Origin of the sequence: Streptomyces sp. NRRL S-646 (assembly GCF_000720765.1) — a bacterium.
Lineage (GTDB): Bacteria > Actinomycetota > Actinomycetes > Streptomycetales > Streptomycetaceae > Streptomyces.
In genome coordinates this window covers 1-19,579 of record NZ_JODC01000045.1, presented here as the reverse complement: position 1 = coordinate 19,579, position 19,579 = coordinate 1, and the positions used below count along the sequence as shown (strand labels likewise).

General features: G+C 70.7%; 20 protein-coding genes and 1 pseudogene. 10 read left to right on the top strand and 11 right to left on the bottom strand.

Features of this window, described 5'->3' with window-relative positions; translation table 11 throughout:
- The 4 genes from IH68_RS0148270 to IH68_RS0148255 all read right to left on the bottom strand — a co-directional run.
- On the bottom strand, positions 1-1,189 hold a 1,189-nt coding region (locus IH68_RS0148270), incomplete at its 3' end, for an ABC transporter ATP-binding protein (RefSeq protein WP_030950055.1).
- A gap of 145 nt (positions 1,190-1,334) precedes the next feature.
- Entirely contained in the window at positions 1,335-2,111 is a 777-nt protein-coding gene (locus IH68_RS0148265) for an ABC transporter permease (protein WP_037886582.1), read from the bottom strand.
- Positions 2,108-3,085: an ABC transporter ATP-binding protein gene (locus IH68_RS0148260; protein ID WP_030950052.1), complete on the bottom strand. Its 978-nt coding sequence runs from the start codon at positions 3,083-3,085 to the stop codon at positions 2,108-2,110. The genes IH68_RS0148265 and IH68_RS0148260 overlap by 4 nt, the downstream gene beginning before the upstream one ends.
- A 9-nt stretch (positions 3,086-3,094) precedes the next feature.
- On the bottom strand, positions 3,095-3,304 hold the full coding sequence (locus IH68_RS0148255; RefSeq protein WP_030950051.1) for a hypothetical protein: 210 nt from the start codon (positions 3,302-3,304) through the stop codon (positions 3,095-3,097).
- Between the two features lie 74 nt (positions 3,305-3,378).
- Here IH68_RS0148255 and IH68_RS0148250 point away from each other — a divergent pair, with 74 nt between their 5' ends.
- Positions 3,379-3,663 (top strand): hypothetical protein, encoded by a 285-nt coding sequence (locus tag IH68_RS0148250; protein WP_030950049.1) that lies wholly within the window; start codon positions 3,379-3,381, stop codon positions 3,661-3,663.
- 79 nt (positions 3,664-3,742) lie between these two features.
- Here the strand turns inward: IH68_RS0148250 and IH68_RS0148245 are convergent, their stop codons facing one another.
- The 3 genes from IH68_RS0148245 to mce form a co-directional block, all read right to left on the bottom strand.
- The gene (locus IH68_RS0148245; RefSeq protein WP_030950047.1) at positions 3,743-4,678 is read right to left on the bottom strand and encodes a cellulose-binding protein; all 936 of its coding nucleotides are present in this window, start codon (positions 4,676-4,678) and stop codon (positions 3,743-3,745) included.
- Positions 4,679-4,861: 183 nt separating this feature from the next.
- Positions 4,862-8,740 carry a polarized growth protein Scy gene (scy, locus tag IH68_RS0148240; RefSeq protein ID WP_030950045.1) on the bottom strand — a complete coding sequence of 1,293 codons (3,879 nt, stop codon included), beginning with the start codon at positions 8,738-8,740 and terminating at the stop codon, positions 4,862-4,864.
- A 210-nt stretch (positions 8,741-8,950) separates the two neighbouring features.
- Entirely contained in the window at positions 8,951-9,391 is a 441-nt protein-coding gene (gene mce, locus IH68_RS0148235) for a methylmalonyl-CoA epimerase (protein ID WP_030950042.1), read from the bottom strand.
- Between the two features lie 147 nt (positions 9,392-9,538).
- Between mce and IH68_RS0148230 the strand changes: the two genes are divergently transcribed.
- The 4 genes and pseudogenes from IH68_RS0148230 (at position 9,539) to IH68_RS59615 (ending at position 13,695) form a co-directional block, all read left to right on the top strand.
- Positions 9,539-10,741: an acetyl-CoA C-acetyltransferase gene (locus tag IH68_RS0148230; RefSeq protein WP_030950035.1), complete on the top strand. Its 1,203-nt coding sequence runs from the start codon at positions 9,539-9,541 to the stop codon at positions 10,739-10,741.
- 36 nt (positions 10,742-10,777) lie between these two features.
- The gene (gene meaB, locus IH68_RS0148225; protein ID WP_030950033.1) at positions 10,778-11,734 is read left to right on the top strand and encodes a methylmalonyl Co-A mutase-associated GTPase MeaB; all 957 of its coding nucleotides are present in this window, start codon (positions 10,778-10,780) and stop codon (positions 11,732-11,734) included.
- Positions 11,735-11,922: 188 nt separating this feature from the next.
- Positions 11,923-12,735: pseudogene (locus tag IH68_RS56890) on the top strand (MFS transporter); the annotation flags it as partial.
- Positions 12,727-13,695: an MFS transporter gene (locus IH68_RS59615; protein ID WP_420719048.1), complete on the top strand. Its 969-nt coding sequence runs from the start codon at positions 12,727-12,729 to the stop codon at positions 13,693-13,695. The pseudogene IH68_RS56890 and the gene IH68_RS59615, both read left to right, overlap by 9 nt.
- A 180-nt stretch (positions 13,696-13,875) precedes the next feature.
- On the opposite strand, the gene IH68_RS0148210 is transcribed toward IH68_RS59615, so the two are convergent.
- From IH68_RS0148210 to IH68_RS0148195, 4 genes are all read right to left on the bottom strand, one after another.
- A complete protein-coding gene (locus IH68_RS0148210) occupies positions 13,876-14,352 on the bottom strand; it encodes a MarR family winged helix-turn-helix transcriptional regulator (RefSeq protein ID WP_030950032.1) in 477 nt (158 codons plus the stop codon).
- 95 nt (positions 14,353-14,447) lie between these two features.
- Entirely contained in the window at positions 14,448-15,248 is an 801-nt protein-coding gene (locus tag IH68_RS0148205; RefSeq protein WP_030950029.1) for an AIM24 family protein, read from the bottom strand.
- Positions 15,245-15,895 (bottom strand): AIM24 family protein, encoded by a 651-nt coding sequence (locus tag IH68_RS0148200; protein ID WP_030950027.1) that lies wholly within the window; start codon positions 15,893-15,895, stop codon positions 15,245-15,247. The genes IH68_RS0148205 and IH68_RS0148200 overlap by 4 nt, the downstream gene beginning before the upstream one ends.
- A gap of 1 nt (position 15,896) precedes the next feature.
- Positions 15,897-16,529 (bottom strand): AIM24 family protein, encoded by a 633-nt coding sequence (locus IH68_RS0148195; protein WP_030950024.1) that lies wholly within the window; start codon positions 16,527-16,529, stop codon positions 15,897-15,899.
- 158 nt (positions 16,530-16,687) lie between these two features.
- Between IH68_RS0148195 and IH68_RS0148190 the strand changes: the two genes are divergently transcribed.
- From IH68_RS0148190 to IH68_RS0148170, 5 genes are all read left to right on the top strand, one after another.
- Complete coding sequence (locus tag IH68_RS0148190) at positions 16,688-17,032, top strand: DUF3817 domain-containing protein (RefSeq protein WP_030950021.1); 345 nt, start codon at positions 16,688-16,690, stop codon at positions 17,030-17,032.
- Positions 17,029-17,322, top strand: a complete 294-nt coding sequence (locus IH68_RS0148185; RefSeq protein ID WP_030950019.1) for an MTH1187 family thiamine-binding protein — start codon at positions 17,029-17,031, stop codon at positions 17,320-17,322. The genes IH68_RS0148190 and IH68_RS0148185 overlap by 4 nt, the downstream gene beginning before the upstream one ends.
- Before the next feature lie 142 nt (positions 17,323-17,464).
- Positions 17,465-18,226: a hypothetical protein gene (locus tag IH68_RS0148180; protein ID WP_030950015.1), complete on the top strand. Its 762-nt coding sequence runs from the start codon at positions 17,465-17,467 to the stop codon at positions 18,224-18,226.
- Entirely contained in the window at positions 18,223-18,927 is a 705-nt protein-coding gene (locus tag IH68_RS0148175; RefSeq protein WP_030950013.1) for a DUF4166 domain-containing protein, read from the top strand. The genes IH68_RS0148180 and IH68_RS0148175 overlap by 4 nt, the downstream gene beginning before the upstream one ends.
- Positions 18,924-19,574: a TetR/AcrR family transcriptional regulator gene (locus IH68_RS0148170; protein ID WP_030950011.1), complete on the top strand. Its 651-nt coding sequence runs from the start codon at positions 18,924-18,926 to the stop codon at positions 19,572-19,574. The genes IH68_RS0148175 and IH68_RS0148170 overlap by 4 nt, the downstream gene beginning before the upstream one ends.
- The last annotated feature ends 5 nt before the right edge of the window (positions 19,575-19,579 follow it).

Sequence of the window (19,579 nt, the reverse complement as noted above, 5' to 3'; positions counted from 1 at the left end):
GGGCGGCGGGGGCGGGGGGCTGGGGCGCCGCGGGCGCCGACTGGGCGTACGGATTGGGCTGACCCGCGCCCGGGGCTCCCGGAGCGCCGTACGGGCCCGCCGGGGGCTGCACGGCGCCGTACGGCCCCGGCTGTCCCTGCGGCATCGCGAACGGCTGCCCGCCCTCCTGGGGCGACGGCGGGGCGTACCAGTCGGGCTGGCCCTGCCCGGGCACCGGCATCGGCGGCTGCACACCGGGCGGCAGCGGCTGCTGCAGCCCCGCCTTCTGGTCGATGGTCGAGCGGTAGTCGACGGCCCCCTGCGTCATCCGCATGTACGCCTCCTCCAGCGAGGCCTGGTGCGGCGACAGCTCCCACAGGCGTACGTCGGCGTCGTGCGCGATGTCGCTGATACGGGGGAGTGCCAGCCCCGTGATCCTCAGGGCGCCGTCCTGCTCGGGCAGCACGTGCCCGCCCGCCTCGGTGAGCGCGGACGTCAGCTTCTCGCGCAGCTGCGGCTCGGTGTCCGGCGTACGCACGCGCGCAAAGTCGGCCGAGTTCGCCGAGATGAAGTCCTTCACGCTCATGTCGGCCAGCAGCTGTCCGCGTCCGATCACGATGAGGTGGTCGGCGGTCAGCGCCATCTCGCTCATCAGATGGGAGGAGACGAAGACCGTACGACCCTCCGCCGCGAGCGCCTTCATGAGGTTGCGCACCCAGAGGATGCCCTCGGGGTCGAGGCCGTTGACCGGCTCGTCGAAGAGCAGCACCTGGGGGTCGCCGAGGAGTGCGGCGGCGATGCCGAGCCGCTGCCCCATGCCGAGGGAGAAGCCCTTGGAGCGCTTTCTGGCCACCTCCTGGAGCCCGACCACGCCCAGCACCTCGTCGACCCGGCGCGCCGGGATGCCGGACAGCTGGGCCAGGCACAGCAGATGGCTGCGGGCCGACCGGCCGCCGTGCACGGCCTTGGCGTCGAGCAGGGCGCCCACCTGGCGGGGGGCGTTGGGCAGCTTCGGGTACGGGTAGCCGCCGATCGTCACCTGCCCCGCGGTGGGGTTGTCCAGGCCGAGGATCATGCGCATCGTCGTCGACTTGCCGGAGCCGTTGGGCCCGAGGAAGCCGGTGACGGCACCCGGCCGCACCTGGAAGGAAAGGTTGTACACGGCGGTCTTGTCGCCGTAGCGCTTGGTCAGGCCTACAGCCTCGATCATGCTCCGCACCCATCGAAAGGTTCAGGACAGCGGGGCACACGCCCCCGTAAGGGTTAGGAGGATATCGAGGAGCTGACGGTTCCGCTCAAATGAAAGTAAAGCGATGTGACTCCGCTTCCCGGCGGAGAGTCATGTCCCGGGAGTGCTACGCGTCCCGCTTCTTCAGCAGCACATAGCCGCCCGCGAGGGCCGCGACGGCCCACAGCACCATGATCCCGAGGCCGCCCCAGGGCCCGTACGGGGTGTCCTCGTCGATCCGCGGGACCACCTGCATGATCTTGCTGCCGGCCTGGTCCGGCAGGAACCGGCCGATCTTCTTCGTCGCATCGACATTGCCCAGGATGTTGGAGATCAGGAAGAAGAACGGCATCAGGATGCCCAGCGACAGCATCGGCGAGCGCAGCATCGCGGCGACGCCCATCGAGAACACCGCGATGAGGGTCATGTAGATGCCGCCGCCGATCACGGCGCGCAGCACGTGCGGGTCGCCGATCGAGGCGCGGTGCGAGCCGAGCATCGCCTGCCCGAGGAAGAAGGCGACGAAGCTGGTCGCCATGGCGACGACGAGCGCGAGACCGGTCGCCACGGCGATCTTGCTGAACAGAAAGGTGCCGCGTTGCGGTACGGCGGCCAGCGAGGTGCGGATCATGCCGGTGCTGTACTCGTTCGAGACGACGAGCACCCCGAACACGATCATCGCGAGCTGACCGAGGCTCATGCCCGCGAAACTGATGAAGGTCGGGTCGAAGGTCAGGCGGTCCTGCCGGCTCATCTTGTCGAACTCGTGTCTGGACAGCGCCGAGATCAGCATGCCGAGGGCGATGGTGACGACCACGGCCAGGGAGAGCGTCCACACCGTGGACGCCACCGACCGGATCTTGGTCCACTCGGACCGTACGACCTGCATCGCCGCCATGCTCATCTCCTCGTCCAGTCCTCGCCCCAGTGCTGCCGCTGCGGGCGCGTGTCGAAGCGTGTCTCCAGGGGTGTGTCGGCGTGCGCGTGGTACTCCACGGCCCCCGCGGTCAGCTGCATGAACGCCTCCTCCAGGGAGGCCTGCTGGGGGCTCAGCTCGTGCAGCACGATCTGGTGCTGCGCGGCCAGTTCGCCGATCTGCTCGGCCTTGCCGCCGTCCACCTCCAGCGCCCCGCTGCCGGACTCGATGACGGTGACGCCCTCCTCGTGCAGCACGTCGAGCAGCCGCTCGCGCTGCGGGGAGCGGATCCGGATGTACGAGCGGGAGTTCCGCTCGATGAAGTCGGCCATGGAGGTGTCGGCGAGCAGCCGCCCCTGTCCGATGACGACGAGATGGTCGGCGGTCAGCGCCATCTCGCTCATCAGATGGGAGGAGACGAAGACGGTCCGCCCCTGGGCGGCCAGGGACTTCATCAGATTTCGGATCCAGTGGATGCCCTCGGGGTCGAGGCCGTTGACCGGCTCGTCGAACATCAGGATCCGTGGGTCGCCGAGCAGTGCACCCGCGATCCCGAGCCGCTGTCCCATGCCCAGCGAGAACCCCTTGGCCTTCTTCCTCGCGACCGCCGTGAGACCCACCGTGTCGAGGACCTCGGCCACCCGCCGTCTCGGGATGCCGTTGCTCTGCGCGAGACACAGCAGATGGTTGAAGGCGCTGCGGCCGCCGTGCATGGCCTTGGCGTCCAGCAGGGCGCCGATATACCTCAGCGGGTCCTTGAGGTGGTCGTAGTGCCTGCCGTCGATCCGGACGTCGCCCGCGGTGGGCCGGTCGAGCCCCAGCATCATCCGCATCGTGGTCGACTTGCCGGCCCCGTTCGGCCCGAGGAACCCGGTCACCATGCCGGGTCTGACGGTGAAGGTGAGGTTGTTGACCGCCAGTTTCTCGCCGTACCGCTTGGTCAGGCCCTCGAGCTCGATCATGAAGTCACGCTAAGACGGGGGTTCGGGGGCTGCCACTCGAGCGGGCTCGGGGCTCGTCTCCTGGTGCCGGGCGGGGAGCAGGAGTGCGACGCCGGCCGCGAGGAAGGTGAAGAGGGCGGTCCAGAGGAAGGTGCGCGCGAAGGCCGTGGACGTCCCTCCGCCGCGTTGCAGGAGCACGGCGAGGACCGCGGTGCCGAAGGAGCCGCCGAGCTGCTGCAAGATGCGGGTCGTGGTGCTGGCGTGCGGGACGTGCTCGGAGGGCAGGTCCCGGAAGGCGCCGGCCGGCAGGCAGGTTGGCCGAGGAGTCCGTCGGCGGCGGCCGCGAACGGCAGCGTCCTGGCCGTGGTCAGGAGCAGCCCGGCCACCGCGACCGGACGCGCACCGACGCGGTCGGCGAGGCCGCCGGTCGCCCGGGCCGGCAGGGCGCCGACACCCTGGGGCGCGAGCGGCAGCCCGGCGCCGATCACGCTCTCGTGGCGCACCTGCTGGAGCAGAGCGTCAGCAGGAAACACCCCGCCGTACGGGGTCGGCCCGCCCGTGAGGGGCGGTGTGCGCAGACGTCCTGCCCCGGAGCATGACCCTGGGCACGTTGAAACCAGGCCAAAGGCCCGCACCCTCGGGGGAGATGGTGCGGGCCTCTGCTGCCGTCAGGCGGTGTTACCGGGTCTGCTGCGCCGGAACCCCACGGGAGATCGGCTCGTCCTCGGCCGGGGAGCCGGCCGCGGCCACCGCGGCGCCCGTGAGCGTCGCGAGCATCTCGCGGACGTTCGTCAGCTGGGCGTTGATGCTGTCGCGGCGGTTGGTGAGGGCGGCCAGCTCGCGCTCGGATTCCGAACGGATCCGGTCGGCCTTGGCGTTCGCGTCGGCCACGATGTCCTCGGCCTGGCGCTGCGCGGTCTCCACCGTCTGGCGGGCGCGGCGCTCGGCGTCGGTGCGCAGCTTCTCGGCCTCCAGGCGGAGCTGCTCCGCGCGGTGCTCGATCTCCGCGAGGCGCTTCTCGGCCTTGGCCTGACGGGACGCCAGGTCGCGCTCGGACTGCTCGCGGCGCTTGGCGAGGTTCGTCTCGAAGTCGGCGGCGGCCTGCGCGGCCTTGGCGCGGGTCTCCTCGAAGAGGGCGTCGGCCTCCTCGCGCTTCGACTGCGCGTCCTTCTGCGCCTCGGAACGCAGCTGCGAGGCGTCACTCTTGGCCTTCTCGACGATCCGGACGCCCTCGTCCTCGGCCTTGGCCTTGCGCTCCGCAGCGAACGATTCTGCGTCGTTGCGGACCTGCTGGGCCGCCGACTCCGCAAGTTCGCGGTGCTGCTCGGCCGCGCGACGGGCCTCCTCGCGCAGATCCTTGGCCTCTTCCTCGGCGAGGCGGAGGATCTTCTCGACACGCGCGCCGAGACCGGCGTACGACGGCTCTGCGTCGGTTACCTGGGCCTGGGCGTTCTGCGTCTCGAGGTGGAGCTCCTCGATGCGCTTTTCCAGAGCGGTGATGCGGGCGAGAGCGCTGTCACGGTCGGAGACGAGCTTGGAGATTCGTTCGTCCACCTGAGCGCGGTCGTACCCACGCCGCACAAGCTCGAAGCCGTAGGGGGAAGTGTCGCTCATGGGGTTCCTGTCAAATGAGACCGGTGAGGTGATAGGGGGAATCCTAGGGGCCGAAGCGGTGTGTCATCGAGCGGATACGTGTTTGATCTGCAGAATGAGACCCCTTTTGAGTGGCTAACCGGCGGACGGCTTGCCAAAAAATTGGTCAAAGGCCCCAGACGGCCCCCCATTTGGACCTGTCGATCAGCTGTCCGACGGCTTACCCGAACGAGGGGCGCCGACCGTGGCGCCCGCCTTGACGCCACCGTCCTTGCCCGCAGTCGGAGCCTCGAAAGACTCCAACGCCTCCAGGACGTCCTGGACACGGGAGATCTCGGCGTTGATGTCCTCGCGCCGGCGCACCAGGATCTCCAGCTCGCGCTTTCCCTCCTCGACGGTGCGCCTGGCCTCGCGGATCGCCTCGGCCTTGAGCTCCTCGGCCTCCTTCACGAGCGCCGCCTTCTTCTGCTCGGCCTCCTTCAGGAGCCCCTCGGCCTTCTTCACGGCGGCGATACGGACCTTGCCCGCCTCGGAGTTGGCCTCCGAGACCAGCTCCTTGGCCTTCGCCTGTGCCTTGGCCAGCTGTTCCTCGGCGGCCTTGATGAGCGCGTCGCAGCGGTCGCCCGCCGACTTCATCGTCTCCGCGGACTCGCGGCGGGCCCGCTCGTGCAGCGCCTCGATCTCACCGGTGATGCGGTCGCGCAGTTCCTCCGCGCGCTCGCGGATGGAGGTGGCGTCCCGGCGGGCGCCGACAAGCAGTTCGTCCGCGTCGGCACGGGCCTTCTCCACCCGGGTGTTGCCCTCGACCGTCGCCTCCGAGACCAGGCGGTCGGCCTCCTTGCGGGCCGCTCCCACCATGGTGTCGGCCTGCGCCTCGGCGTCGGCGGTGGTCTTGTGGGCCTGCTGCTGCGCCTCGGAGAGCAGCTTGTCGGCCTCGGCCGTGGTCTCCGTGATGAGGGTGTCGACCTGCTCGGCCACGTCCTGGCGCCTCTTGTTGGCGTCCTTGCGGGCGTCGTCGAGGGTGCGCTCGGCCTCCTCGCGCGCGGCGTTGACCAGCCGCTCGGCCTCCGCCGCCGCCTCCGCCTTGACCCGCTCCGACTCGCTGCGGGTCCGCTCGGCGTGCTGCTGCGCCGCCCCGACCGTGTCGGCGGCCTCGGCACGCAGCCGCTCCGCGTCCCCGGTGGCGTCCGCGATGAGCTTCTCCGCCTTGGCGACCGCCTCGGCCCGCACCCGCTCGGCCTCCGCGACCGTCTCGGTGCGCAGCTGGTCGGTGTCCCGGACCGTCTCGGTGGTGAGCCGCTCGGCCTCGCTGCGCGCCTCGGTGATGAGGGCGTCCGCCTGCGTCGCCGCGTCCGAGCGGATGCGGTTGGCGTCCTCGCGGGCGTCGGCCCGGGTGCGCGCCGCCGCCTGGTCGGCCTCGGCGATCGCGTCCGACGCCTCCGTACGCACCCGCTGCGCGTACTCGGCCGCGTCCGAACGCAGCCGCTCCGACTCCGCGATCGCTTCCGAAACCGTGCGCTCGGCAAGCGCCTTGGCGGCGTCGGTCTCCTCGTTCGCCTCGCGCCGGATACGGCCCGCGTCCTCGCTGGCCCGCTCCCGCTCGGCGTAGGCGTCGGAGCGGACCCGGTCCGCCTCCTCCTGCGCCTCGCGCCGGGTGCGGTCCGCCGCGTGCTCGGCGGCGCTGCGCAGCCCGGTGATCTCCTCCTGGGCCTGCTCGTGCAGCCCGGCCACCGAGTCCCGTACCTGCTGGGCGTGCTGCTCGGCGTCCGACACCATCTCGTTCGCGCGCCGGTCGGCCTCCTCGACCAGCCGCACGGCCTCGGCCTGCGCCTCCTCCACGCGGTTGCGTGCCGAGGCCAGCAGCTCCTCGCTCTGCTCGCGCGCCCGCTCGCGCTCCTGGTCGGCCTCGGTGCGCGCGGCGCCGAGGGTCTCCTCGGCCTCGCGACGGCGCCGGTTGGCCTCCTCCTGCGCGGCGGCCAGCGTCTCGGACGCCTCGGTGCCGAGCCGCTCGGCGGCGGCCAGCGCCTCCGCCCGCACCCGGTCGGCGCTCTCCTGCGCCTCCGACTTCAGCCGCTCCGCCTCCGCGGCGGCCTCGGACCGCAGGCGTACGGCGATGGCCTCGCCCTCGGCCCGGGACGCGGACGCGTCCGAAGCGGCCTCGTTGCGCAGCCGGTCGGCCTCCGCCTCGGCCTGCGCCTGCAGGGTGCGGATCCGCTCGGCGGCCTCGGCGCGCAGCCGCTCCGACTCCTCGGCGGCCTCGCGGCGGATCCGCGACGCCTCCTCGCGGGCGTCGGTCAGTGCCTGCTCGGCGGCGGCGAGGCGCTCCTCGGCCTCCGTGTGCAGCCGCGTCAGCTCCTCGGCCGCTTCCGCACGGCGGGCCTCCATGGCCCGCTCGGTCTCCTCCTGCAGCTCCCGCGCGGCTCGTTCGGCCTCGGCCTTGATGCCCTCGGCCTGTTCGACGACCTCCTCGCGGTGCCGCTCCGCCTCCTGACGGGTGCGCTGGAGGGTCTCCTCGGCCTGCCGGCGCAGCGTGGTCGCCCGCTCGATGGCCTCCGTACGGACCTTCTCGCTGTCCGTGGTGGCCTTCTGACGCAGCTCGTCCGCGTCCTGCCGGGACTTCGCCAGCAGCTCCTCGGCGGTCTTGGCCGCCTCCTCGATCTGCTGGACGGCCTCCTTGCGGGCCTCCGCGCGGATCTTCTCGCCCTCGGCGACCGCGTCGGCGCGCAGCTGCTCGGCCTCGCCGCGCAGCCGGCGCGCCTCCTCCTGCAGCTCGACCGTCTTGGCGCGGTACTCCTTGGTGTCGTCCTTGGCCGCGCCCTTGAGCTGCTCCGAGATGTCGTGCGCCTCGGCGCGCAGCCGGTCCGCCTCGGCCTCGGCCTCCGAGCGGATCCGCTCGGCCTCCTCGGCGGCGGCCTTGGTGGTGTTCTTCGCGTCCTCCTGCGCCCTGTTGAGGACGTCCTCGGCCGTCTTGGCCGCCTTGGACAGCTGGGTCGCGCTCTCCTCGGCCGTGATCGTGCGGGCCTTCTCGGAGGCCTCCGCGACGATCCGCTCGGCCTCGGAACGGGCGTCCGCGACGACCTGCTCGGCGTCCGACTTGGTGGCCTCGGCCTCCTTCGTGGCCTCCTCGACCAGCCGGGCGACCTGCTCCTTCGCCGTACGCGTGCGCTGCTCGTTCGTCGACTCGGCGCTGGCGAGGGCCTTCTCGGCGGCCGCCGTGGCCTCGGTGACCAGCTTGTCGGCCTCGGCCTGCGCCTTGCGCAGCGCCTCCTCGGCCTCCGCCATGCGCTGCTCGGCGGCCCGGCTCAGCTCCTGAGCCTGGCGGCGGGCGGAGTCCGACTCGGTCGCGGTGGAGGTGCGCAGCTGCTCGGCGTGGTCCGTGGCCTCCTGGGCCTGCGTGGACGCGGCGTTCAGCAGCCGCTCGGCGTCCGCGCGCGCCCGGCGCAGCAGCTGGTCCGCCTCCGCGCGGGCCTCCTCGGCCTCGCTCTGCAGCCGCTGCCTGGCCTCGCTCGCGACCCGCTCGGCCTCCGCACGGGCGGCGGCCAGGGCCTGCTCGGCCTCGGCGCGGGACTCGTCGAGCAGCCGGCGCGCCTGGGACTCGGTACGGGCGCGCAGCTGCTCCGCCCAGGCCACGTTCTCGTTGACGTGCGACTCGACGGTCTGCCGGCGCTCCGCCAGCTCCTGGTCCAGCTGCTGGCGGCGGGTGACCGCCTCCTGGTGCAGCTCGGCCTGCAGCCGGGCGGCCTGCTCCGCATGCTCCTGGAGGATGCGCTGGGTCTGCGCCCGCGCCTGGCTGAGCTCACGCTCGGCGTCCTGACGCAGCTGGTCGGCCTGGATCTGCGCGTTCCGCAGCAGCTGCTCGGCCTGGTAGCCGATGTCACCGCCGTCGAAGGAGGGTCGGGACATGATGGTGCGGCGCGCCTCGTGAAGCTTGGCGCGCAGCACCTCGACCTGGTAGCCGAGGTCCTCGGCGTGCTGGATCGCCTTTTCCCGCTCGGTCTTCAGCCGCTCCATCTCGGCCTCGAACCGAGAGAGGTGGTCGACGTCAGCCGCCGGCTCTCGCTCCTGGCGTTCGTAGCCCCGCACTGCGCGGTCCCATCCGTCCCCTGGTCGCAAGTCTGGCCAAACGAGCTCCGTCCATCCGCCGAACGGGGCCCCCGGGGAATGGTGTCAGATCAACGGCGGAGCACGGGCTGCTGCCCCGACGCTCGCCCCCCGAAACCCGGACCCCGGCGTGCGGTCACCCCCCAAATAGTGGCGACCGCCCCCAACCCTACCGGCCCATATGTACGGGGGTCAGTGCTCAGGTGACTCAACAGGCGCGGAAGTGACCAGTTCTGTCAGAACGCCGTGGCAGTCCTTGGGGTGCAGGAACGTGATTCGTGACCCCATGGAGCCGCGTCGGGGCTCCTCGTACAGAACGCGTACGCCCTTTTCCTTGATGTCGGCCGCGTCGCCGTCCACGTCCGCCGTACCGAAAGCAATGTGGTGGACACCCTCGCCGTTCTTGTCGAGCCACTTGGCGACGGTCGAGTCCGGTCGCGTCGGCTCCAGAAGCTGCAGGTAGGAGGCCCCGCCGTCGGACGTGTCGTTGATCTTGAGCATGGCCTCGCGGACGCCCTGCTCCTCGTTGACCTCGGAGTGGAACACCTCGAAGCCGTATGTGGCCCGGTAGAACTCGACGGTCTTGTCGAGATCGAAACAGGCGATTCCGATGTGGTCGATTCGCGTCAGCATGGTGTTAGTGCAGCGCTCCGGGGATGGTTACGCAACGTGCCAGCGATCACACCGACTGCCGGGTGACGGCACGGAGTGCCACTCAGTACATTCGAAGTAAACCCTCGTTCACTCCTCGGCAGTGCAGCCGGAAGGGGATCGCAGCTCATGTCTGGATCGAACAGCACCACCTCGGTGATCGTCGCGGGGGCACGTACGCCCATGGGACGGCTGCTGGGCTCCCTCAAGTCCTTCTCCGGAGCCGACCTCGGCGGCTTCGCGATCAAGGCCGCCCTCGACCGTGCGGGGATCGGTGGCGACCAGGTGCAGTACGTGATCATGGGTCAGGTGCTGCAGGCCGGGGCAGGGCAGATTCCGGCACGCCAGGCCGCCGTCAAGGCCGGCATCCCGATGAACGTCCCGGCACTCACCGTCAACAAGGTGTGTCTGTCCGGCCTCGACGCCATCGCGCTCGCCGACCAGCTGATCCGCGCCGGCGAGTTCGACGTGATCGTCGCGGGCGGCCAGGAGTCCATGACCAACGCGCCCCACCTGCTGCCCAAGTCCCGCGAGGGCTTCAAGTACGGCGCGATCGAGATGCTCGACGCCATGGCGTACGACGGCCTGACCGACGCCTTCGAGAACATCGCCATGGGCGAGTCGACGGAGAAGCACAACACCCGCCTGGGCATCCAGCGCCCCGAGCAGGACGAGATCGCCGCCCTGTCCCACCAGCGCGCGGCCGCCGCCCAGAAGAACGGCATCTTCGAGGCCGAGATCACGCCGGTGGAGATCCCGCAGCGCAAGGGCGACCCGGTCCTGTTCAGCAAGGACGAGGGCATCCGCGGCGACACGACCGCGGAGTCCCTGGGAAAGCTGCGCCCGGCGTTCACCAGGGACGGCACGATCACGGCCGGTTCCGCCTCGCAGATCTCGGACGGTGCGGCGGCCGTGGTCGTGATGAGCAAGGCCAAGGCGCAGGAGCTGGGCCTGGACTGGATCGCCGAGATCGGCGCCCACGGCAATGTGGCGGGCCCGGACAACTCGCTCCAGTCGCAGCCGTCCAACGCGATCCTGCACGCCCTGAAGAAGGAGGGCCTGGAGGTCGAGGACCTGGACCTCATCGAGATCAACGAGGCCTTCGCCGCCGTGGCGGTGCAGTCAATGAAGGACCTCGGAGTTTCAACAGAAAAGGTGAATGTCAACGGCGGTGCGATTGCCCTGGGCCACCCCATCGGCATGTCCGGCGCCCGGCTCGTCCTGCATCTGGCGCTGGAGCTGAAGCGCCGGGGCGGCGGCGTGGGTGCGGCCGCGCTGTGCGGTGGCGGCGGTCAGGGTGACGCACTGATCGTGCGGGTACCCAAGGCCTGAACCCTCTCTCCACGTACCTCTCTGAACGGAGCTGTGATGCAGGACGTCTCCACACTCGTCGCCCAGGCGAGAGAAGGCCGGCCGCGGGCCGTGGCCCGGCTGATCTCCCTGGTGGAGGGGGCGTCCCCGCAGCTCAGGGAGGTCATGGAGGCGCTCGCTCCGCTGACGGGCAATGCGTACGTGGTCGGTCTGACCGGCTCGCCGGGCGTCGGCAAGTCGACGTCCACGTCCGCGCTCGTCACGGCGTACCGCAAGCAGGGCAGACGGGTCGGCGTCCTGGCCGTCGACCCGTCGTCCCCCTTCTCCGGCGGCGCCCTGCTCGGCGACCGCGTGCGGATGTCGGAGCACGCCTCCGACCCCGGCGTGTACATCCGCTCGATGGCGACCCGGGGCCACCTGGGCGGGCTTGCGTGGGCAGCCCCGCAGGCGATCCGGGTGCTGGACGCGGCGGGCTGCGACGTGATCCTGGTCGAGACGGTCGGCGTGGGCCAGTCGGAGGTCGAGATCGCCTCCCAGGCCGACACGTCCGTGGTGCTGCTGGCCCCCGGGATGGGCGACGGCATCCAGGCGGCGAAGGCCGGAATCCTGGAGATCGGTGACGTCTACGTCGTCAACAAGGCCGACCGCGACGGCGCCGACGCCACCGCCCGCGAGCTCAACCACATGCTGGGCCTGGGCGAGTCCCGCGGCCCGGGCGACTGGCGCCCGCCGATCGTCAAGACGGTCGCAGCGCGCGCCGAGGGCGTCGACGAGGTCGTCGAGGCCCTGGAGAAGCACCGCGCATGGATGGAGGAGCGGGGCGTACTGGCGGACCGCCGCCTGGCCCGCGCCTCGCGCGAGGTCGAGACCATCGCCGTGACGGCCCTACGGGAACGCATCGGCGACCTGCACGGCGACCGCCGCCTGAGCGCACTGGCGGAACGGATCGTCGCCGGGGACCTGGACCCCTACCGTGCGGCGGACGAACTGGTGGCGGGGCTGACGCAGGGCTGAGGCGATTTATCGCGTGGCCAACTCCCGGCCCGCGCTGTTACGTTGATGCGCATGTACCTCCTCTTGGCATAGGGCACGCCCAGGCCCGCGTACGGCGAGCGGCAGTCGACCGACGAAACGACTGACTGACCGCACGGCCGCCGCGGCGAACAGGCGTCCCCTTTTCCGCCTCGAGTCGAGGAACTCCCGTGTCTTCCACGCCAGCGGGACGGCCGTCGTATGCCGCCGTCCTCCGCATTCCGCATGCCCGCCGTACCTTCGCCGCCGCCCTGCTCGGCAGGCTGTCGTACGGAATCGTCCCCCTGTCGGTGATGCTCGCCGTGACCCGCGCGTCGGGGTCGTACGCGGTGGCGGGCACCGTCATGGCGCTGTTCGGCGCCACCAGCGTCTTCCTGTCGCCCGCGCGGGCCGCCCTGATCGACCGGCACGGGCCGCGCCGCACGCTCGTCCCGATGGTCACGGCGTACGCGGCCCTGCTCGGGCTGCTCACGCTGCTCGTCCGGCGCCCCGGTGCCGTCTCCCCGCTCGTCCTCGGCGCCGTGACCGCCACGGCGGGCGCCTGCACTCCTCCGCTGGGCCCGACCATGCGCGCCGTATGGGGCCGGCTGGCCCCGGACCGCGCCCTGCTGCAGCGCGCCTACAGCCTCGACGGCGTCGCCGAGGAACTCCTCTTCGTCTCGGGACCGCTCCTGGTCGGCATCCTCGTCGGCTTCGCTCCACCGACGGCCGGCATCGTCTTCGGCACGGCGCTGATCGTGACAGGCACGGCCGGGTTCGTCATGTCGCCGGCTGTCGGGGCGGCGAGGGCCGTGGGAGCGAGTACGGGGCGGGGTGGGGGCAGGCGGGACGCGGGCGTGCGGGGGCGGCTGCGCGGGCTGCTCCCCTCGCAGGGCGTGGTCGCGCGGGGGTGGCTGAGGGGGCTTGAATCCGGGCGGAGTGCGCTGCACGGGCGCCGTTCCGCGCAGGGGGTGGGCGGATGGCTGCGCGGGCTCGTGTCCGGGCGAGGCGTGGTCGTGCGGGGGGCGCGGCGTGAGGTGCTCTCCGAGTCGGGTGCTGTTGGGGGGAGTGCGCTGGGCGGATGCCGTTCGGGGAGGGGTGTTGCCGCGCGGGAATCGTTGGGCGGGCTTGTCCCTGGACGGGTTGGTGCGCTGCGCCGAGTTCGTGCCGGGCTGGGTGTGGTCGCGCAGGGGGCGCGGCGCAGGCTGCTCTTCGGGCCGGGGGCTGCTGGGCGGAGTGTGCTGCGCCGAGTCCGTGCCGGGTGGGGTGGGATCGCGCCTGGTCGGCTGCGCGGGATCAGGCCGGGGGCTGACGGGCGGAGTGTGGTGCGCCGGGTCCGGCTGCGGCGCGGGGCGGGGCGGGGTGTGCTGCGTGGGATTCTGCAGCCCGTTGTCGCTGCGGGTGGCGTCGGGCTGACGCTGGGGGTGGTTGACCTGGTGGTGGTGGCCTTTGCCGAGCAGCGGCACTACGGGGATGGCGCCGTGGCCTGGACGCTGGCTGCGCTGTCGGCCGGGAGTGCGGTCGGCGGTCTGGTCAACGGGGCCGTCCACTGGCGTGTCCCGGCCCCGGTGCGGCTGCCCCTGACGGCGGCGGGCCTGGGGGTGGCGTTGCTCGGTGCCGGGTTCGCCCCCGGGCTCGGCGCGCTCGCCGTCGCGCTGGCGGCCGCGGGGTTCTTTGTCTCGCCGACGCTGACCACCGCCTATCTGATCGCCGACGACGCGGCGGCGCCGGAGGCTCGGGTCCGGGCCGGTGCCTGGGTCAACACGGGGGTGAACGCGGGCGGTACGGCAGGCGCGGCCGTGGCGGGGCTCCTGGTGGGCGGGATGCCGACTGCGTTGTGCTTCACGGCGGCCGGCGCGGCAGCCCTGCTGACGGCCCTTGCGACGGTGCGGCGTGGCCGTGAGCGGAGCACCGTTCGGGCGGTGCCGGACCGGAGCGGCGAGGAGATCGCCCCCGCGGCCTGACGACGCGTCAGCCGTCGTTGCCGTACGGAAGTGGCTGGATCGTCCGGGCAGTTGGGGCGAGTGCTCGCCATTCTTCGAGGCAACGCAAGCACGCCGTACGGCACGGCGGAATGCCGGCCGGGACGCACCGGCAGGCGGGGCCCTCTTCGGACTCCGCCTGCCGCTTGCACCGTAGAACCGCTAGGGACGTCCCCGCTGCCCGCGCAGGTGCTCCGCGATGGGCTTGAGGCCCTTGTCGAGTTCCGCCATCGCCTCGGGGGACAGCAGGTCGATGAAGTGCCGGCGCACGGACGCCACATGATGCGGGGCGACCTTCTTCATCGTCTCCATGCCGTGCTCCGTGAGGACCGCGTAGAGCCCGCGGCGGTCGGACTCGCAGTTCTCACGGCGGACCAGGTTCGCGTTCTCCATCCGGGTGATCTGGTGGGAGAGGCGGCTCTTGGACTGGAGGGTGGCGGACGCGAGGTCGCTCATCCGCATCCGTACGTCCTCCGACTCGGAGAGGTTCACCAGGATCTCGTAGTCGTTCATAGTCAGGCCGAACGGCTGCAGGTCCCTCTCGAGCTGGTACGTCAACAGCCTGTTGACCTCCAGGTGGGTGCGCCAGGCGCACTGCTCCGCATCGGTCAGCCAGCGCGTGGCCGTCTCGGTCTCCATGAATGAAGTCTACCTAAAATGTTGAAAGGCGAACTAGTGAGGGTGGTGTGATGTCGGCGCGCACACGTTCGACGTCACACTCCGCAGACTACCGCTCACAGCCCGAAGCGACGCTGGAGGTCCCCCAGCTGTCCGGGAAGGCGCGGTGAGCCGGCTTGCTGTGAAGGGCCCGTGTGTGCCCCACCGCCACCGGGTACCCCGGGCTCCGGCGGAATCGCCCCCGTGGCCTGCTCTGCCATGAGGGTTTCCGAGGACTGGAGCAGGACCGTGCCGGCCCCCACGAACTCGAACTGGTGCTCCTCCCCGGAGGCCCCGCCGAGGCCCGTCATCGCACGTAGACCGCCCATTACACCCGTCAGGTAGCCATGGTCGTAGTGATGGCACGGCGACGGGCAGTCGGCCCAGCCTACGAGCGCCTGCGGGTCCACCCGGATCGGCGGTTCCATGAACACCACCGGACCGTTAGATGCGGCCACGAACTTTCCGGTTCCGATCAGCGTCAGAAAACCCGGAACAATCGATTGCTTGAGCGCGAGACTTGGCTGAAAAGCGAGCAGATTGCCCGAGCGAATGGTCAGGTTGCCGTCCTCGAGGTCGTACGAGTTCACATCGAAGGCCCGGTCGGCGAGGAGCATCTTGCCCGAGCCCTCCGCCACGACCCAGTCGCTCGCATGCAGTGGCGAATGAAAGGACGTACGGACAAGACGGTCGAGTCGGCCGTGCCCGATGCCGTTGAACTCCATCGAGCCGTAGTAGGCGATCATCTTCCCCTTCTGCAGGAACCACTGGCTCCCCTTGAGCTCCACGCAGAAGGTGTACTTGTTGACGTTGTCGTCCACCGGCAGCGTCATCGGGTCGAAGACCGTCGGGCCGCCCGGGGTGCCGTACGCGCTCACAGCTTCTCCTCCGAGGCCTGGACGTACACCGTGCCGTTGCCGCTGAGCTCCAGCTGGAAGGCCTCGCCGGAGCCGCGGCCCACCATGTCGCGCCAGCCCAGCGCCGTGGACAGCTTGTTGCGTACGTCGCCGTGGTGGGCGACGTAGGCCTGCGGGTCGACGTGGACCGGCCGCTGGGGAGTGATCGGGATCTCGAAGACACCGCCGTGGGCCATCACGGCCACCGAGCCGTGTCCCTTGAGGGTGGTCGTGAACAGCCCCTGGCCGGTGACCTGGCCGCGGACCATGCCCATGACCCCGCCCTGCGAGCCCATGAACATCGTGCCTTGCTGGAGCGTGCCCTCGAAGGCGAGCAGACGGTCCGCCTCCACGTAGAGGGTGTCGCCGGTGAGGTTGATGACCTGGATGTGGTGGCCGCCGTGCCCGAACATCACCGTGCCGCTGCCCTCGACGGACATCAGCGGCGTGGCCTCGTTGGCCACGCGGCGGCCGATCATCGACATGATCCCGCCCTGGCCGCCCTGGATGTTGGGGGTGAAGGACACCTCGCCCTTGTACGCGAGCATCGCGCCGCGCTGGCTGAACAGCCGCTGGCCGGGCAGCACCGTCGCCTCGACCATCTTGGAGTTGATCTCACGGAAGGGCATGTCACACATCCCCCGCGATCGTGTTCCGCTCGCTCGGCTGTACGTACACCAGCCCGTCCCCCTCGAAGCGGATCTGGAAGGCCTCGCCGCCGCCCTCGCCGAAGAAAGTGCGGAACGTCACACCGGACTGGAAGGACTGCCGCAGATTCCCCTGGTGCGCGATGTAGGCGCCGGGGTCGACGGTCAGCGGGTACTGCGCGCTCACCCGCAGCACCACCGCCGGGCCGTCCGACATGATCGCCGCCTGGCCGTGGCCCTCGACGGTCGTCGTGAACAGCCCGTTGCCCTGCGAGGCGCCGCGCAGCCCGGTGAAGGTCGTGCCGGTCCTGAGGCCGGCGTCGGTCGCGAGCAGATTGCTCGACTCCACATACAGCTTGTCCCCCTGGAGACTCACGAGATTGATCTCGGAGGCCCGGTCCGCGAACCAGCACGTCCCGTGCCCCTTCACCTCCATCACGGTCATCTGCTCACCGGTGAGCCGCCGGGTCACCATGCCCCGGATGCCCTCACCGCCGCCGCTCATCTTCTTGAAGGCCATCTGCCCGTCGTACGCGACCATCGAGCCGTTCTTCGCCTTCACGGCGTCGCCGGTCATGTCGACGGCGAGCACCTTGCTGCCTTGAAGTCGGAACATCGCCACGCCGTGAAGGTAGCCGCTGGGCGGGTGCACCGCACAGGGCCCGTGGGTGGAGACACACCCTGACCGCACCCCTAGGGGAACCGTTTGTCACAATGGGGGACGCTTGTGCTTCCGTTCACAAAGAGCGATCCGTCTCCCACCGAAGGTGACCCGTGGACATCAAGACCGCCACCGCCCTCCGCCGCCTGCGCCTCGTCTCGGCTCCCGAGGCCGTGTCCTTCCTCCTCCTGCTGGTCTGTTCCGTGCTGAAGCGGACCACGGACTTCAACGCGGTGCCGGTGATGGGCATGGTCCACGGCGTCCTGTTCATCCTGTACGTGATCTTCTGGGCCGACGCCTGGAACCACACGAAGTGGGACAAGAAGACCGCGGGGTTCTACTTCCTCCTCTCCGTCCTGCCGACCGGCGGTTTCTTCGCCGAGCGCAGGCTCAAGCGGGCCGCCGAGGACGCCGTCATCGCCTCCCGTGCGCGTCAGGAAGGAATCGTCAACGCATGATCGTCGCCTTCTCCGTCACGCCCCTGGGTGTCGGCGACGAGGTGGGGGAGTACGTCGCCGACGCCGTCCGCGTCGTGCGCGAGTCCGGCCTGCCCAACCGCACCGACGCGATGTTCACCTCGATCGAAGGTGAGTGGGACGAGGTCATGGATGTCGTCAAACGTGCCGTCGCCGCCGTCGAGGCGCGGGCGCCGCGTGTGTCCCTGGTCCTCAAGGCGGACATCCGTCCGGGAGTGACCGACGGTCTCACCGCGAAGGTGGAGACGGTGGAGCGGCATCTCGCCGAATAACGCTCTCCGCACGGAAACCCCGGCCCGCGCGGGCCGGGGTTTTCTTGTGCCGGTTGTTTGAGCGATCGCTCAAGAAGGTGTATGTTCACGGTCAAGTGGTTTGAGCAGTCGCTCAAACAACAACCTGACCTGGGGGATTCGTATGGGCCGCTCGGGGCTCTACATAGAGGCGCGGATCCGCACCGACCTCGACGAACTGTGGTCGCGCACGCAGGACCCGTCCCAGCATCAGCGCTGGGACCTCCGTTTCACCGAGATCCACCACCTCCCGCGTGCGGAGGGCGAACCGCAGCGCTTCCGGTATGCCGCAAGGGTGCTGCCGTTCCTCACGGTCGCCGGCACGGGAGTCTCGGCGGGTGAGCGGGAGCGCCCCGACGGGACCCGGACGTCCGCGCTCCGTTTCGCCTCGCCGCATCCGCTCTCGCTGCTGGCCGAGGGCAGTGGGTACTGGCGCTACATCCCCGACGGGGACGGCGTCCGCTTCCTCACCGGCTACGACTACCGGCCCCGCTGGGGCGGCTTCGGCGCACTCGCCGACCGGTTCCTGTTCCGCCCGTTGATGGGCTGGGCGACGGCCTGGTCCTTCGACCGGCTCCGGCTGTGGCTGGAGCGCGGGATCACTCCGGAGCGGGCGCGGACGAACTGGCTCGTCGAACTGCTGGTGCGGATCCTGGTGATCGCCCTCGCCGGCACGGGCTTCGGTTACGGCAATCTGCTGCAGCTGACCGGGCCGTTCGCCCCGCTGTTCTTCTACGCCGTGCCCTTGCTGGCGGTGGTCACCCTGTCGCTGGCTCTCCTCGCACCGCCGCTGTCCGCCACCCCGGCCGCTCGCCGTTGCCTGCGTACGCCGCCCACGCGCGTGCGTGCGCCGCGGGTTCTGCGCACCCTGGAGGGCCACCGATGACGGCGACGTCCACGAACTCGACGAACTCGATCTTCCGTACGGTCATGGGTGCGGACTTCGACCGCCTGCACCCCCAGCTGCAGCGGCGCTTCTCCGTCGGTCTGGAGAGCGGGGAGGCGTGCACCGGCCGCGGCGTGATGGACCGCATCTGGCACGGCGGATCCTTTGTGAAGCCCTTTCTCGCACTCGGCACCACGCGCAACATCCTCGTCCCGAGGCCGGGGCGTCAGGTTCCCTTTGTGATCGAGAATGTGCCGTACGTCGACACCTTCGGGCGTGAGACGGTGACTTTCGTGCGCACCTTCGACCTGCCCGGACGTTCCCGGCGTTTCGACGCCCAGATGGTGCTGAGCCCGCGCGGGGACCGCATCCTGGACTACCTCGGGACCCACCAGCACCTCGCCAGCGACCTGTACTTCCGTGCCGAGCCCGACGGGTCGCTGCTGATCCGCTCCGGCGAACACCGGTTCCGGGAGGGGGTGGTGGACGTGCGGGTGCCGGAGCTGATCGGGGCGAGCGCCGAGGTGCGGGAGTCGTTCGACGACGTGGTCGGGCGGTTCCGTATCCGGGTCCGGGTGGTGAACAGGTACTTCGGGCCGCTGTTCGGCTACGAGGGGTCCTTCGAGGCGACGTACACGGACATCCGGGCCTGTGGTGTGCGGCCCGGGCTGCGGCCCGTGCGCGAGGAGCGGCGCGCGTGAGTCCCGAGACGGCGAAGTCCCAGGAGACCAAGGCGAAACTGCTTGAGGGGGCGTTGCGGACGCTCACCGAGCAGGGGATCGCGAAGGTGTCGGCCCGTACGATCGCGACGGCGGCGGGGGTGAACCAGGCGCTGGTCTTCTACCACTTCGGCTCGGTGGACGAACTGCTCGCGGCGGCCTGCCGGTACGGGGCGGAGCAGTCGGTGGCGCGGTATCGCGAACGGTTCGCCGCGGTGACGTCGCTGTCCGAACTGCTCGCCGTGGGGCGGGAGATGCACGAGGCGGAGCGTGCCGGGGGGCATGTCTCGCTGCTCGGGCAGCTGTTGGCGGGGGCGCAGACGCACGCGACGCTGGGGCCGGCGACTGCGGCGGGGCTCGAGCTGTGGATCGTGGAGATCGAGAAGGTGCTGGTGAGGGTGCTGGCGGATACGCCGCTGGGGGAGTTTGCGGATCCGGTGGGGTTGGCTCGGGCTGTGGCGGCGGCGTTTGTGGGGATCGAGTTGTACGAGGGGGTGGATGCGGTGGGGGCTTCTGCGGCGTTGGATGCGCTGGAACAACTGGGGGTTGTGGTGGCGGTGTTGGAGGAGCTGGGGCCGGTGGCTCAGCGGGCTGTGCGGCATCGGTTGCGGCGGGTGGGGCGGCGCTGAGGGGG

What these genes read in the sequence shown, in the direction of transcription:
- IH68_RS0148185 (WP_030950019.1), top strand. Translation starts at nt 17,029, where the DNA reads ATGATCGTCGCCTTCTCCGTCACGCCCCTGGGTGTCGGCGACGAGGTG.
- IH68_RS0148200 (WP_030950027.1), bottom strand. Translation starts at nt 15,895, where the DNA reads ATGCCCTTCCGTGAGATCAACTCCAAGATGGTCGAGGCGACGGTGCTG.
- IH68_RS0148265 (WP_037886582.1), bottom strand. Translation starts at nt 2,111, where the DNA reads ATGAGCATGGCGGCGATGCAGGTCGTACGGTCCGAGTGGACCAAGATC.
- IH68_RS0148230 (WP_030950035.1), top strand. Translation starts at nt 9,539, where the DNA reads ATGTCTGGATCGAACAGCACCACCTCGGTGATCGTCGCGGGGGCACGT.
- mce (WP_030950042.1), bottom strand. Translation starts at nt 9,391, where the DNA reads ATGCTGACGCGAATCGACCACATCGGAATCGCCTGTTTCGATCTCGAC.
- IH68_RS0148210 (WP_030950032.1), bottom strand. Translation starts at nt 14,352, where the DNA reads ATGGAGACCGAGACGGCCACGCGCTGGCTGACCGATGCGGAGCAGTGC.
- IH68_RS0148180 (WP_030950015.1), top strand. Translation starts at nt 17,465, where the DNA reads ATGGGCCGCTCGGGGCTCTACATAGAGGCGCGGATCCGCACCGACCTC.
- IH68_RS0148260 (WP_030950052.1), bottom strand. Translation starts at nt 3,085, where the DNA reads ATGATCGAGCTCGAGGGCCTGACCAAGCGGTACGGCGAGAAACTGGCG.
- IH68_RS0148245 (WP_030950047.1), bottom strand. Translation starts at nt 4,678, where the DNA reads ATGAGCGACACTTCCCCCTACGGCTTCGAGCTTGTGCGGCGTGGGTAC.
- meaB (WP_030950033.1), top strand. Translation starts at nt 10,778, where the DNA reads ATGCAGGACGTCTCCACACTCGTCGCCCAGGCGAGAGAAGGCCGGCCG.
- IH68_RS0148175 (WP_030950013.1), top strand. Translation starts at nt 18,223, where the DNA reads ATGACGGCGACGTCCACGAACTCGACGAACTCGATCTTCCGTACGGTC.
- IH68_RS0148195 (WP_030950024.1), bottom strand. Translation starts at nt 16,529, where the DNA reads ATGTTCCGACTTCAAGGCAGCAAGGTGCTCGCCGTCGACATGACCGGC.